Below are 13581 nucleotides of genomic sequence, written 5' to 3' on the forward strand. Positions count from 1 at the left end.
TCACTTTATGTAGCTTAACCTTCAGAGTTAATAATTCCATAATGAATAAGGTCATCATATTTATTTTCTTTATAGATATGTTGCATGAATATGCCTTCCTCCACCATTCCACATTTCTGCATCACCCGCCCAGAGCCGGGATTTGAAGCAAAGTGTCTTGCAAATACTTTATGATAATGCTTTTCTGAAAAAGCAAACGCAATGATCGCTTTTGTTGCTTCAGTCGCGTATCCTTTACCCCAATATTCCTCACCGATCCAATATCCAACTTCACCATTTCTGTGTGCTTGCTTATTTGTCAGTCCTATAGCTCCATAAAGCTCGTTTGTACTTTTATCAGTAATCGCAAACTCATAATACATATTATTGATAAAATTCTCTTCATGAGCTTCAATCCATGATATTGCACATTCGATAGTGTATGGATAAGGTAGGGTCAACGTACTTTTGTAGATATTATAATTATTGCAGAGGTCAGAGACACGCTTGGCATCAGATAATTCAAAGGGTCTCAAAATCAATCTTTCGGTCGTAATTGTTCTTTTCTCTTGATTAAACATTGTTTTACCTCCGCTCCAGAATCTCTTGCACCATCGGCATCGTCAAACTCATATTCTCCGCTGAAAGCTATATACTATCATCTTACACTCTTCCTCCTACCGACACTGGATTTACCTGTACCTGATCTGCATGCAATTTTTCAATAATCGCCAACAGGAAGGTTTCGGCTAGACTATTGTTTTTAATAGCACTGGCGGCCTCTTCCAAAGTAAACCATTCTGCATGATCTACCTCAGCACTCACCTGACTTAAGTCCTCCGTATCTGCAACACCTATAAAATTCAGCATCAGCGTATTAGAAGGTGCGAAATACAAGCTGCGCATATATTCATAAGCTACAATATCAATTCCTACCTCTTCTTTTACCTCACGAATAAGTGTGGTTTCCGCATCTTCACCTTTATTCACGTACCCTGCAAGCAATATATAATCTGGTCGGTTATACTGCTGAATCAATAGAATCTTATTCATATCCCGATTTAATACTGCTGTACTGATCGCCGTGCTAAAAATAGGGAATCTGAACGTTTCGCATGCATTACAATAAGGTACCTGCCCTTCCCCATCGCTTTCTTTCATTACCAACGCTGTTCCACACTCTAGACAATATTTCAAGCTGATCTCTTCCTTCTATAATAAAGTAGTCAATACCTATTCCAGTTGCGGTGGAACACGATGCTGCGTAGCTTGTTCAAACCCATAGGCTATGGATAGGAGCGTAGGCTCACTATAGGCTTTTCCGGAAAAAACTACACCAAAGGGCCCCCGAGTAGGATCACCATCAGCATCAATTATGCCCTGTTCTACATACCCTGCCGGAACGGTAATTAACGGATACCCCAAGCGTGCCGCAATATACATACCATCTACATCACCTGGCAGTAATAATGCATCCAAACTATATTGTTCCAACACGTAATCTATTCCTTGCTCAAGCGCTAGCTTTCTGTATTCTTGTTTCTTTTGCTGATATTCTTCTTCGGTTAAAGTTACTTCCTCTGACCTAGTTAATGTGTCTTGCCCATATTGTAATGCGATTTCAGCATGGATCTCATTATACGCTATCAGTTCTTGCAGAGAGTGAATCGGAACGGAATCATCTACTTGGGATAAATACGCATCGAGCCCCTTTTTAAATTCATAACAGATCACATCATTATTCCAGTTTTGTTGTTCAACGTAAAGCGTAACCGGATCTATAATTGTAGCCCCTTCATTCTTCAAAGTCTGGATAGCTGCTTCCATAATTGAAAGTCGCTCTGCATCTAAATGGTTATAATAATGCCGTGGGATGCCTATTCTTGCTTGCCGTATAAAGCTTTTATCTAAAAAAGGAGTATAGTCCGTAAAAGCATGCTTCTCGCTCGATATTGTTGCTTCATCCTTGTCATCTACTCCCGTTAATGCCCCCAAAATAATCGCCGCATCCGTAACCGTTTTAGCAATAGGTCCAGGAGTGTCTTGGCTAACTGAAATAGGAATCACTCCAGTACGACTGACTAATCCGACCGTTGGTTTGATCCCAACGAGTGCATGCTGACAGGCTGGCCCAACAATTGATCCCGCGGTTTCCGTTCCGATCGATGCAGCTGCTAAATTCGCCGCAATAGCTGCCGCAGGTCCAGAACTAGATCCGCTGACAAATACGCTCCCAGGTCCGTAAGGATTCAGCACTAACCCTCCCCGGGAGCTATACCCAGCTGGCATTGAACTAGACATAAAGTTAGACCACTCCGACATATTCGCCTTTCCAAGCAAAACAGCTCCTGCCGACCGAAGTTTCGCAGCTACGAAGGAATCTTTTGCCGCGAATGATCCTGCTAAAGCTATTGACCCAGCACTCGTATGCATTTCATCCGCAGTATCTATATTATCCTTCAACAATATAGGAATACCGTGTAGACTTCCCCGACTTCCTTGTTCCCTACGTTCAATATCCAGTGCTCTAGCGATGTCTTTAGCCTCTGGATTGATTTCTAAGATTGCGTTTATGTCTATATCGTACTTATGAATCCGTTCCAAATAGGCTGCTACCAAATCTTCTGAGCTGACTACGCCTGCTTCCATAGCCGCTTGCAGCTTTGCAATATCTGCTTCTATTATCCATTCCTGAATTTTGATCTTCATCAGAACAGCTCCTTCAAGTATAATCGCCTTCGGCGTCCTTATAAGGACGGTAAGCGTTTAGCGAGAAATATAAGGTTAAAATATAGTGTGAAACGTATACTTTCTTATATTTCAAAATAATGTAATTCTCCCTAGCATAAACCTACCATAAATGATTAGCTCAATGACATGACGAATTTGACTATAATTATTTAAACCTGTGATTTGACTCCCTCGGCTACAGATGATAGGGTATTTTCGAAGTTAAATTTTTCCGGGAGGGAATGCCCATGACGGAAGTAAAGCTTAGTATCGGATACGACGAATTCGAAGAAGGCCAAAGAATTGGCACTGAAATTGAGAAACTTAGTAGCAGCCCTGAAAGTTCTTCGCTGACAAGTCTAATTATCGGTGATTGGGGGCAAGCCTACGAAAATAGTTCAGAAGAAGTTGTAGAGTCACTGGTTACGCATAGTGCTAGTTTCCCTGCTTTGCGCAAGCTTTTCATAGGCGAGATGGGCTATGAGGAATGCGAGATTTCTTGGATTACCCAAAGCGATCTATCGCCGTTGCTCCCTGCTTTTCCAGAGCTACAGTCACTCACGATTCAAGGTGGGAATGAGCTGAGCCTCTCAGAACTCAAACACGACAAGCTAGAAGAACTGATTATTATAAGTGGAGGCTTAGGTAAAGCCGTTCTTGAACAGATTGCAACTAGCCAATTGCCGAATTTGCGCAAGCTGGAGCTATATCTCGGCGTAGATAACTACGGATTTGACGGTAGCCTTGCAGATCTTCTCCCTCTTATAGAAGTAGGAAAGTTCCCTAAGCTTACTTATCTAGGTTTAAAAAATAGCCAGATCCAAGATGAGATCGCAGGTGCATTAGCAAATGCTCCTATTCTGGATCAGCTAGATACGCTCGATCTATCACTCGGTACCCTAAGCGATGAGGGGGCGGAATTGCTTCTAGCCAGCGACAGAATCAAAAAATTAAAAGCATTAAACCTAAGCCATCATTATATGTCTGACGAGATGATTAGCCGCTGGAAGCAAAGTGGATTGCCTGTTGATGTTAGCGACAAGCAGGAAAGCGATGATGAGGAAGACTGGCGTTATCCTTCCATCACAGAGTGAGCCACTCATGAGGCCGATGATCGTTATCGGTATTCCCGGTGATAAACGGACTAGCGGCATCCAGCAAGCGCGTTCCGATCTTGGAATGCCCCCTGCCATTATTTTATCGTACGCTGAGTTTCTGCAAGGAAGATCGTTAGGTGATCTTATGGAAGAGCAGAAGAAACAGATATCCCGTCAGCCCTCCGTTTATAACGGAGTAGATCTCAGTGCAGCTCCCCCGCTACTGAGACTGGAATCGCCTGGCAGCAGCTTCGAGATAGAACGAGCCATTATCGCTCTGGGTGCACCGGATTCGGATGATATGGACGATTCCCTTCATCCCTTCGCCGATAGACCTGATCCGCGACCACTCCGCGTGAAGGTAGCCCGTCAATTGAAGGAAATGCAAGGTGTCCTGCATCATCCATCTCAATGGTTCCGTGGCTACTGCCGAATGCTGGCTAGACTACAGCGAGAGGCCAACACCGCGTGTCCAGGTTCGCTGTGGTTAAATGACCCTACTGACATTGCGGCCATGACCGATAAACGCCAGACACAACAGATTCTGAGCGAGGCAGGGATTCCAATCCCTCGCCCAGTAGGCGAAGATCAGCAGCCTACGGATTATGACTCTCTCCGGGAGATGATGTTATCTCGGCGCATGCACCGGGTATTCATTAAGCTGGCCTTTGGTTCTGCCGCTTCTGGAGTGATCGCCTATCAAATCCATCCTGTGACGGGGGCCGAAATTGCCTTAACAACAGTGGGGGTCGAGGATTACATCACTCGACCACCCATTTACTATAATTCCGGTAAACTGCGACGGTACACGGATACCGCCACAATCTCGGGAATTATGAACTGGATCTACCAGCACGGTGCTTATGCTGAGCAATGGATCCCTAAAGCGGGGCTTAAGGGAAAAGCATTCGATATTCGCCAGCTAGTCGTTCTCCGCGAGGCTTGCCACGCGGTTGCCCGGGTCAGCCCTACACCAATTACGAATCTGCATTTACGCAACCAGCGGATGTCTCTTTCGGAAGCCGGTCTGTCTGAATCCGTACAGGAGCAGGTACGGAATACCGCTGTGCAAGCACTGGCTGCTTTTCCCCGTTCCGGGGTAGCCGGAATCGATGTACTCGTATCCGGGGGTTCACAGCAATGTTTTGTCGCGGATGTCAATCCATTTGGCGACTTGCTGTACGATGTAAAATACCGCGGCTGCAGCACCTACGAATGGGAAATGAAGGTATTGTCGGCTAGAGACTATATCACACCTCCCTCCACACCGCTTATAAAGGAAGGATTATCTTAATGGATATGAACACCATCGTCGGCACTCATGACATTCTTATGATCACACTCGATACTCTTCGTTATGATGCTGCCGTTATGGAAGAATCAAACTGCCCGAACTTGTGCGGAACCGGATCATGGGAGAAAAGACATACCCCAGGCAGCTTTACCTATGCGGCTCATCACGCCTTCTTCGGCGGTTTTTTGCCTACTCCAGCCACAACGGATAAGACGGAACATATCCGAATGTTCCATTCCCGAAACACCGGAATGAAGACGCATCCCCATACCTGGCTGTTCGATACACCCGATATCGTATCCGGGCTTGCTGCCGAGGGCTACCGTACGGTTTGTATTGGGGGCGTTATTTTTTTCACCAAAAAAAATCCACTCGCTCGTGTGTTACCAAGCTATTTCCAGCAAAGCTACTGGCGGATGACGTTCGGGGTCACCAATCCGCGTTCCACAGAGCATCAGGTGAATCATGCCTTGAAGCTGTTGAAGGATACTCCGGGCGAACAAAGATTGTTCATGTTCCTCAATGTCTCAGCCATCCACGGGCCGAACCATTATTTTATACCCGGTGCTAAAAAGGACTCCGTAGACAGCCAGCGCGCCGCACTCCGCTATGTGGATGGTGAACTGGGCCGGTTGTTCGATGCCTTCCGGGAACGCGGTAATCCTACCTTCTGTCTGGCGTTTTCTGATCATGGAACCGCTTTTGGCGAAGATGGCTATCAGGGGCATCGCTTGGCTCACGAGACCGTATGGAACGTCCCTTATCGGGAATTCATTTTATAAAAGGAAAGGATGGAGAACTGTTATGACGTTATCGTCCTTCTCTTTAGAAGAGCTTCACCAATGGAAAGACAATATTACTGCTAACCCTTACCGATCTTATCTGTATTCCTATCCACACAAAACAGCTTACAGGGATCTACAGCCTCCGATACCACTAGAATCCTTATGGCGAGATGAGCCTGCAGAATCTTTTTTTCTATATATGCATATCCCGTTTTGCGGTGCTCGCTGTGGATTCTGCAACCTGTTCACCTTGCCTGATAAACGCGCGAATGTTCACGCTACATACGTAGACGCGCTAGAACGTCAAGCCAAGCAGTGGGCCGCGTTCACCAAACATAAGCCGTATGCCCGTTTCGCGATTGGTGGGGGTACGCCTACATTACTGGCGGCAGATCAACTGCGCCGTTTGTTCCACATTGCCGTTGATACGATGGGACTGGATACGAGCTCAGCCTCCATCTCAGTGGAAACTTCACCGGAGACGATCACCGAAGAGAAGCTGAATATTCTAAAAGAATATACGGTGGATCGGGTCAGCATGGGCATTCAAAGCTTTGTCGCCGCTGAATCGACGGCCATCTATCGCCCACAAAATCCGGATGAGGTGTATCGCGCACTAGAGCTGCTGGGAAAATATGATTTTCCCATTCTGAATTTGGATTTGATCTATGGTCTTCCGGGGCAGTCCGTCGACTCTTGGCTGTATTCGCTAAATCAGACGCTTAGCTATGATCCTGAGGAAATCTTTATTTATCCGCTCTACACCCGTGAGCATACCATCGTAAAGCCAGGGGATATCCAGCGTCAGGAGGATATTCGCCTAGACTGCTACAAGGCCGCTGGGCAGCTGCTTAAAGCCAGAGGTTATCGCCAATATTCCATGCGTCGTTTCGCCAAGGAAACCGCAGGAACAGATAAACGCATTCTTGACTACAGCTGTCAGGAAGAAGGAATGGTCGGGCTAGGCTGCGGGGCTAGGTCCTATACTCGCAATGTGCATTACGCTTCCCGTTATGGGGTCAGCCGTAAAGCAACCGAGAGCATTATTGCCGATTACGTCAGTGCAGATCGTTACGATACGGCAGATTACGGAATTGTGCTAAGTCTAGAAGAACAGAAACGCCGCTTTATTCTAAAGGCGATTTTACATAGTGAAGGTCTGAGGCTTGAAGATTATAGTCTGCGCTTCGGAAATTCACTCTGGAGTGATTATCCTGAACTGTCTAACCTGCTTCATACCGGCTTAGGGAAAGAAGAAGATGGAGTATTACGCCTCACTACTGAAGGTATGGGCTACTCCGATTCCATCGGTGATTGGTTTATTTCAGGAGAGATACGAGAGCAGATGGAAAGGTTCGTATTGCCATGAATGCGGTCCTCTACTACCGTGGGTCTCTCACCTCCTGCAACTATGACTGCCCCTACTGTCCTTTCGGCAAAACAAGAGACAGCGCAGCCACTCTCGCGAAGGATCGACAAGGATTGGAAACCTTTGTCGAGTGGGCCTCTCTGCAAGGTACAACGGGCCATCGGCTGTCTATCTTTTTCAATCCTTATGGCGAAGGGCTGATTCATCGCTGGTACAAAGAAGCGATGATCTCGCTCTCCAATATGGAGCATGTGGAGAAGGTAGCCATTCAGACGAACCTTTCAGCAAATCTTGACTTCATTCATAAGCTGAATCGAAACAAGGCTGCCTTTTGGGCTACTTACCACTCCGGTCAGGTGAGCGAGGATAAGTTTCTAACGCAATGCATGACCTTGTATGAGAATAATATGCCTTTCAGTGTTGGGAGCGTTGGGATCCGCAGCGCCTTTCCTGCTATAGCCTCGCTTCGCGCAGCATTACCGGAGAGTGTATATCTATGGGTCAATGCTTATAAAGATAAACCGGATTACTATACTGCCGAGGATCTTTCTATTCTTAGCAAAATTGATCCGCATTTTGCTGTGAATGCTATGGATTACGAGAGCCTTGGTCAAACCTGCAACGCTGGAAATGAAGTCTTTTATGTACAAGGCGCTGGACTGGTGAAACGCTGCTATAAGGACAGAGGTGTCATAGGCAATCTCTACCGCGATGGCTTGGAAGGTCTATCCGCTGTAAGAGCCTGCCGAATGAAGGTATGCGACTGTTATATCGGTTATATTCATATGCCAGAGCTAAAGCTGCAAAACATCTATGGATCAGGTCTGCTGGAACGGATTCCTTATGGCGCTATGAATCATTGATCCAAGAATTTGCAGAAGGTTAACTGCATGTTAAATTTCAAGAAATAGAGCCCTGTCAGAATTTCTAGACAGGGTTTCTTGTCTTCGTGTGGAATATGAAAAGTAGCCCTCGTCTACAGGGTGACAGCAAACACTAAGTTGGAGGGATGAATAGCTGATGAAAAACATTATTAATTTTGCGCATCGCGGCGCATCGGCAGTGTGTCCGGAAAATACTATGGCAGCGTTCCGCAAAGGTCTTGATTTAGGTGCAACCGGAATTGAAACCGATGTACAAATGACCAAGGATGGCGGGCTTGTTCTTATTCATGATGAAACCCTAAACCGTACGACAAGCGGAAGTGGCTATGTGAAGGATAAAACCCTTGCAGAAATTCTGGAAGTGGACGCGGGCTCTTGGTTCAGTCCCGAGTTCAAAGGCGAGAAACTCCCCTTGCTAGAAGATTTGTTAGATCTGCTGCAAGGTCGAGATACAGTACTGAACATCGAGTTTAAGAATGGTACTTTCTTTTACCCGGGTATGGAGGAAAAGGTTATCGCGGCTGTACGGGAGTTCAAAATGAGCGATCGCGTGATTTTTTCAAGCTTTAACCATTATTCATTAGCTCACAGTAAAACGATCGCACCTGAGATCAAGACAGGAATTCTATACGGGGAAGGTCTGTATCGTCCTTGGGATTATGCAGCTACGCTTGGCGCAAACGCACTACATGCTTATCATCAAGCGGTACTTCCTGAATTCGTCAAAGAAGCCGCTAAGCATGGCATCGCCTATCATCCTTGGACTGTTAATGATCCAGAACGGATGAAGGCTTTAATCGAAGCTGGAGTGTCAGGTATTATTACAGATCATCCAGATGTGCTGGCTGGGCTTCTAGCTAAATAATAAGGGAGTGTGACTGTGTGAAAAAAGTCTGGTTGCTCGGATTCGGCTTTTTCAGCATCAGCATTACGTGGAGTCTGTATAACGCATTTGTACCCTTTTTTCTAGAAAAATACGTACATAGTGTGGCACTTATCAGCTTCTTGATGACGATTGATAATTACTTTGCCTTATTCCTGCAGCCTTGGATTGGCAACCGTAGTGACCGCACTACCTCGCGTTTTGGACGCAGAATGCCTTATCTTATGATCGGTATGCCTTTCGCGGCCGTGCTAACCATGCTGATTCCGTTTCATACCGGACTATTTACACTTCTGTTGTTTATGATGCTAATGAATCTGGCCATGAGCTTATACCGTTCACCAACCGTCGCCCTTATGCCGGACATTACGCCAGAAGAGCAGCGTACAAAGGCCAACGGGCTGATTAATTTCATGGGTGGGTTCGGTTCTATTCTCGCTTTTGGCGTAGGTTCGATCCTGTATAAATCCAATCCAGCACTTCCGTTTATCGTAGCTGGACTGATTACCTTATTATGTATGTTTATCGTATCACGCTTCATTAAAGAAAATCGGGACGGCGTAAACGTGCAAATGAAGCTTCCTTCAGAAGCAGCTACTGCCACCAAGCCCTCTCGTATTTCCTTTCGAAGTCAGCTTGACCGTACCACAGTATTTTTGCTAGCGGCGATTTTCTTCTGGTTCGTAGCATATCAAGGCGTTGAGACACTGTTTACCTTATATGGCAAACATCATCTCGGCCTAAGCGAACAGGCGGCCTCTTTCTCGCTCACTTTCTTCTCTTTGGCTTTTGTGCTGTTCGCCATTCCGAGCGGTTGGCTGGGCGGAAGATTCGGGAAGAAAAAAATGATCATCATCGGCGTATGCGGACTAATGACCATTTTTGCTCTCGTCGGTTTTGCAAAGGACTTATTGCTCCTTCGAGGGTTACTGTTACTAGGTGGAGTCTTCTGGGCTTGTATTAATATCAATTCCTATCCTTATGTTGTGGCAACAGGGACAGAAGAGAGCATTGGTACACGAACAGGGATGTATTATCTCGTCTCTTCCCTTGCGGCCATCAGTTCGCCTCCACTATTGGGACTTATGATTGATATCTTTGATTACTCGATCCTGTTCTACGTGGCGGCGATTAGTATGGCAGTTGCTCTTGTCTGCTTGTTCCTCATGAAAGGCCGCAAGGATATGACTAGCAGCATTCATTCACCTGGCGCATAATTTCATTTCAAAGAAAATAGTTAGTCCAATAAAAATAGCGGCAGTCGTGGACCTATTGTAAAGGTCCCTGGCTACCGCTTGTATTTTATACCAACTCATTCTAATTCTTATAGACGGAGTAACGCCCCGTACCAAGCTGTTTGGCAGCGTACATCGCTGTATCTGCTTCATTTAGCAGTCTAAAATGATCTACCTTACCATGACTTATGCTGATCCCTATACTCATGGATACGAACAAGTTATGTTCGCCAAGCTGGTAACTCTTAGTCGTCTTCTCCAGAATCCGCACAGCAAGCTGCTCCGCTTCCTTCTGAGTGCTACCTTTGGCGACAATCACAAATTCATCCCCGCCGACGCGGAAAATATGACGTTTTCTTTTGCTGGAGAATTGAATTAGGTTTTTACCCACTTCTTGCAGCAATAAGTCCCCCACATGATGCCCCAAGCTGTCATTGATCGATTTGAAACGATTCAGATCCAGAAACAAAACGGCAAGCTGCTCATTTACTTTGCATCGATCCCAAAAATGATCCATTCCATTCTTATTCAATAACCCCGTTAAAGCATCCTTATACGCCAGTTCTTTCAATTGCTCTCTTTCAGCCAATACTAGATTCATGCGTGTAAGTAAAAACATACATAGGGCTATCGTAAGACTATAGACCACCAGCGGTATAATAACCCCATCATCGGCCACTTCATTTCCCAGTAAGGTTTCTACACCTAGCTGGTGCATGATCCATAGGGAGGCGATGATAATGATCACGGAAAGACCGGTATGAATCGCTCTTTTTTGAGGCGTTTTAGATGAAATATCCCGGTAAAGTCTTAGCACTAAATAACCGGCCGCTGCTGCGATGAGAATGGAGAATAACGTTTGTAAGTAAATCTGGACCTCTGCCACCTTAAATTCGCACATCCTTCTGACTACAAAAATAATTAACTATCTGAGCAATTACTATATTAAAATGCTCTGAACATTATCTGAACACTAATTATATCTTCAAATGCCGTGCACAATTGTATAGTTCACAATTCCATGTCGAATCGGATTTAATAATCCGGGTGATAGATGTATTACTCAGCAAAACAGTTACATTCAGTTCTGGAAAAAGTCTTCTAAGACTACTCCGTAAAATCGCACCATGGCTAACGACCAATATACGACTGCCCGGATGTTTCTCCGCGATATCTTCGATGGCCTGACTGCCTCTGATCTCACTGGCCTCCGGACTTTCCAGTCCCAAATCTAACTTCTTCCACTCACTTCCCCATCGTTCAACGCGATCTTGTTCCGTAGTACCTTCAATCTGCCCTGCGTTCATCTCACGGATACCTGGTACTAAGCCGGTGATCTCCATGCCAAGCCTTGTTGCAATTACCTCTGCTGTTTGTCGCGCTCTAAGCAGATCACTCGAATATAAATAGTCCCATTGTTCAGTGCTGAGCCGTTCAGCAAGAAGAACCGCCTGCTGCACACCCTCAGCATCCAATGGATTATCCGTATGCCCTTGCGCTCTGCCTTCTTTATTCCACGCGGTACTTCCATGGCGAATTAAACCTATTGTAGTCATAAAGATCTCCCTTTAGTTGTTGAGTTCTAGTACTATTCTTTTAATGGTATCTACATTCTATCAGAATCTTTCCATGAGTATTTGAAAAATGAGGTTATCCATGTTTTAGAACTTGAGGTATAATAAACCTTACCGCTTTTTACATCAGCTACAGGATAAGGAGATTTTGGTTAATATGAAAAAGTTATTGTTTCCGTTCTTTCTCGCATTTCTACTATGTTTGGTTCCGGTTTATACAGTTTGTTCCTCCACTGCTGGTGCTGCTCCGGTTCCGAAAAACACCGTGTATGTGACCAAGAATAATCACTCGTACATCCCGCTGCGTCTCTTAAATAATTTCACTGGTATACATGCTGAAATGAATGCTAGTGACAAACGTATAACCATTACGAACGCAGACACTAAGATTACACTTACTGTAGGACAAGCAGCTGCGCTAGTCAACGACAAGCCAGTTACACTAACCGATTCCGCTTTTAGTGATAACGGTACGGTATATATCCCTTTGTCTTTTATCAGCAAAACGCTGGGCTTTCAATTAGAGTGGAATCAGGAAGCCTCTTCTGTAACCCTTACTAATAACGGGGTTTCATCAACGGTACCTGTACTGACTGGCGCACTTATCAAAGCAGATTCCTCCCCCGTTGTCAGTGCTAGCAAAACTTTTAAGGTGGGCGGCAGATCCTTCAAAGCCCAAACGGTTACGGTATCCCTACTGCATCCTAAAGTGAAGCTCGACGTTGTACTAGCAGGAAATACGGTAGGAAAAGTGGAGGACCTGAGCAGTCTAGCCAAGCGCAATAATGCCGTAGTGGCTATTAATGGTACGTTCTTTGATGCCTATACTAAAGGGGCCTACAAAGCTCCTTACGGTTACATGGTCAGTGGTGGAAAAATGCTCAAAAACAGCTCTGGAGATCGCCGTACGATTTTCACCTATGACAGCAATCACCTGGCCTCGCTTATTCCCGGACTAGAGTTTACGAACCATTTCGCTTCCGGATCTATGGAAGGGGCGCTCCAAGCCGGACCACGTCTGCTTGTGAATGGTAAGGTATCTCTTAATGTTGCGGCAGAAGGCTTCAAAGATGCCAAAATCTTAACAGGCGGCGGAGCCCGCAGCGCACTCGGCCTCACTCGCGACCACAAGCTAATTCTGCTAACTACTGGTGGAGCTACTATCCCACAGCTGGCAGAAATGATGAAGCAGGCTGGAGCGTATCAAGCCATGAATCTGGATGGCGGCGCATCGAGCGGCCTTTACTATAATGGCAAATATCTCACGACCCCTGGGCGTCAGATTAGCAACGCAATTGTGGTTAAATATCAATAGAATGATCTAGCCAGCGGCACGAACGAGCGCTGTGCTAGGTTTCGGCTTCTTCTTCTAAGAATACTTTTTTTGATGCATCTATTGCAGTTTGTGCAATAGATGCATTCTTTTTTATAGGAAAATAGGATTCTGTTGTACTTTGTACATTAGAATTCGACCCATTTGTAATAATAAGACGTTTTGATAACCAATTGGTTGCAGAATGTGCAATAAAATCAAATTCCAATGTCTTTTTGATAGAATCTATTGTACAAAGTGCAACTATTCCTCGTGAAACTCTCTCCAGATTTTTTTAGTTGTATTTGGTGCAATTAAATTCCTACTTTTCCTTTCACAGCGCCGAATCTCTACTTTATAGCTGCACTAAGCTAATCTCCTCCTCATATTATTTTTCGGCAGCTAGATGTCCTTTTTGCATAATTTTCCTAGTCCGTGT

Annotated in this window: 13 protein-coding genes; 8 read left to right on the top strand and 5 right to left on the bottom strand. The window is 45.3% G+C overall.

Annotated features, from left to right (window positions below; genetic code table 11):
* Nucleotides 1-14: 14 nt before the first annotated feature.
* From MKY52_RS03690 to MKY52_RS03700, 3 genes are all read right to left on the bottom strand, one after another.
* A complete protein-coding gene (locus MKY52_RS03690; protein WP_341049899.1) occupies nucleotides 15-560 on the bottom strand; it encodes a GNAT family N-acetyltransferase in 546 nt (181 codons plus the stop codon).
* Between the two features lie 82 nt (nucleotides 561-642).
* A complete protein-coding gene (locus tag MKY52_RS03695) occupies nucleotides 643-1176 on the bottom strand; it encodes an NAD(+) diphosphatase (protein ID WP_341049901.1) in 534 nt (177 codons plus the stop codon).
* Between the two features lie 36 nt (nucleotides 1177-1212).
* On the bottom strand, nucleotides 1213-2688 hold the full coding sequence (locus MKY52_RS03700; protein WP_341049903.1) for an amidase family protein: 1476 nt from the start codon (nucleotides 2686-2688) through the stop codon (nucleotides 1213-1215).
* 269 nt (nucleotides 2689-2957) lie between these two features.
* On the opposite strand from MKY52_RS03700, the gene MKY52_RS03705 reads away from it, so the two are divergent.
* The 7 genes from MKY52_RS03705 (at nucleotide 2958) to MKY52_RS03735 (ending at nucleotide 10238) form a co-directional block, all read left to right on the top strand.
* Nucleotides 2958-3803 (top strand): STM4015 family protein, encoded by an 846-nt coding sequence (locus MKY52_RS03705; protein ID WP_341049904.1) that lies wholly within the window; start codon nucleotides 2958-2960, stop codon nucleotides 3801-3803.
* Nucleotides 3763-5100 carry an STM4014 family protein gene (locus MKY52_RS03710; protein WP_341049905.1) on the top strand — a complete coding sequence of 446 codons (1338 nt, stop codon included), beginning with the start codon at nucleotides 3763-3765 and terminating at the stop codon, nucleotides 5098-5100. Before MKY52_RS03705 ends, MKY52_RS03710 begins: the two co-directional genes overlap by 41 nt.
* Nucleotides 5100-5882, top strand: a complete 783-nt coding sequence (locus MKY52_RS03715) for an STM4013/SEN3800 family hydrolase (protein ID WP_042185413.1) — start codon at nucleotides 5100-5102, stop codon at nucleotides 5880-5882. Before MKY52_RS03710 ends, MKY52_RS03715 begins: the two co-directional genes overlap by 1 nt.
* A gap of 22 nt (nucleotides 5883-5904) precedes the next feature.
* A complete protein-coding gene (locus MKY52_RS03720) occupies nucleotides 5905-7254 on the top strand; it encodes an STM4012 family radical SAM protein (protein WP_341049906.1) in 1350 nt (449 codons plus the stop codon).
* Nucleotides 7251-8117 carry an STM4011 family radical SAM protein gene (locus tag MKY52_RS03725; protein ID WP_076301060.1) on the top strand — a complete coding sequence of 289 codons (867 nt, stop codon included), beginning with the start codon at nucleotides 7251-7253 and terminating at the stop codon, nucleotides 8115-8117. The genes MKY52_RS03720 and MKY52_RS03725 overlap by 4 nt, the downstream gene beginning before the upstream one ends.
* A 157-nt stretch (nucleotides 8118-8274) precedes the next feature.
* Entirely contained in the window at nucleotides 8275-9003 is a 729-nt protein-coding gene (locus tag MKY52_RS03730; RefSeq protein ID WP_341049907.1) for a glycerophosphodiester phosphodiesterase, read from the top strand.
* 17 nt (nucleotides 9004-9020) lie between these two features.
* Complete coding sequence (locus MKY52_RS03735) at nucleotides 9021-10238, top strand: SLC45 family MFS transporter (protein ID WP_341049909.1); 1218 nt, start codon at nucleotides 9021-9023, stop codon at nucleotides 10236-10238.
* A gap of 100 nt (nucleotides 10239-10338) precedes the next feature.
* Here MKY52_RS03735 and MKY52_RS03740 read toward each other — a convergent pair whose 3' ends face one another.
* Both MKY52_RS03740 and MKY52_RS03745 read right to left on the bottom strand, forming a co-directional pair.
* Complete coding sequence (locus tag MKY52_RS03740) at nucleotides 10339-11157, bottom strand: GGDEF domain-containing protein (protein ID WP_149646565.1); 819 nt, start codon at nucleotides 11155-11157, stop codon at nucleotides 10339-10341.
* Between the two features lie 76 nt (nucleotides 11158-11233).
* A complete protein-coding gene (locus MKY52_RS03745; RefSeq protein WP_341049911.1) occupies nucleotides 11234-11812 on the bottom strand; it encodes a histidine phosphatase family protein in 579 nt (192 codons plus the stop codon).
* A 175-nt stretch (nucleotides 11813-11987) separates the two neighbouring features.
* Between MKY52_RS03745 and MKY52_RS03750 the strand changes: the two genes are divergently transcribed.
* Nucleotides 11988-13145, top strand: coding sequence for a phosphodiester glycosidase family protein (locus tag MKY52_RS03750; RefSeq protein ID WP_076299211.1), 1158 nt, complete (start codon nucleotides 11988-11990; stop codon nucleotides 13143-13145).
* Nucleotides 13146-13581 lie beyond the last annotated feature (436 nt).

This window comes from Paenibacillus sp. FSL P4-0184 (assembly GCF_038004625.1).
GTDB lineage: Bacteria > Bacillota > Bacilli > Paenibacillales > Paenibacillaceae > Paenibacillus_AQ.

Bases quoted from the DNA above. Each gene is read 5' to 3' on its own strand.
- MKY52_RS03690 (WP_341049899.1), bottom strand. From the start codon at position 560: ATGTTTAATCAAGAGAAAAGAACAATTACGACCGAAAGATTGATTTTG.
- MKY52_RS03700 (WP_341049903.1), bottom strand. From the start codon at position 2,688: ATGAAGATCAAAATTCAGGAATGGATAATAGAAGCAGATATTGCAAAG.
- MKY52_RS03705 (WP_341049904.1), top strand. From the start codon at position 2,958: ATGACGGAAGTAAAGCTTAGTATCGGATACGACGAATTCGAAGAAGGC.
- MKY52_RS03710 (WP_341049905.1), top strand. From the start codon at position 3,763: ATGATGAGGAAGACTGGCGTTATCCTTCCATCACAGAGTGAGCCACTC.
- MKY52_RS03715 (WP_042185413.1), top strand. From the start codon at position 5,100: ATGGATATGAACACCATCGTCGGCACTCATGACATTCTTATGATCACA.
- MKY52_RS03720 (WP_341049906.1), top strand. From the start codon at position 5,905: ATGACGTTATCGTCCTTCTCTTTAGAAGAGCTTCACCAATGGAAAGAC.
- MKY52_RS03725 (WP_076301060.1), top strand. From the start codon at position 7,251: ATGAATGCGGTCCTCTACTACCGTGGGTCTCTCACCTCCTGCAACTAT.
- MKY52_RS03730 (WP_341049907.1), top strand. From the start codon at position 8,275: ATGAAAAACATTATTAATTTTGCGCATCGCGGCGCATCGGCAGTGTGT.
- MKY52_RS03740 (WP_149646565.1), bottom strand. From the start codon at position 11,157: ATGTGCGAATTTAAGGTGGCAGAGGTCCAGATTTACTTACAAACGTTA.
- MKY52_RS03745 (WP_341049911.1), bottom strand. From the start codon at position 11,812: ATGACTACAATAGGTTTAATTCGCCATGGAAGTACCGCGTGGAATAAA.
- MKY52_RS03750 (WP_076299211.1), top strand. From the start codon at position 11,988: ATGAAAAAGTTATTGTTTCCGTTCTTTCTCGCATTTCTACTATGTTTG.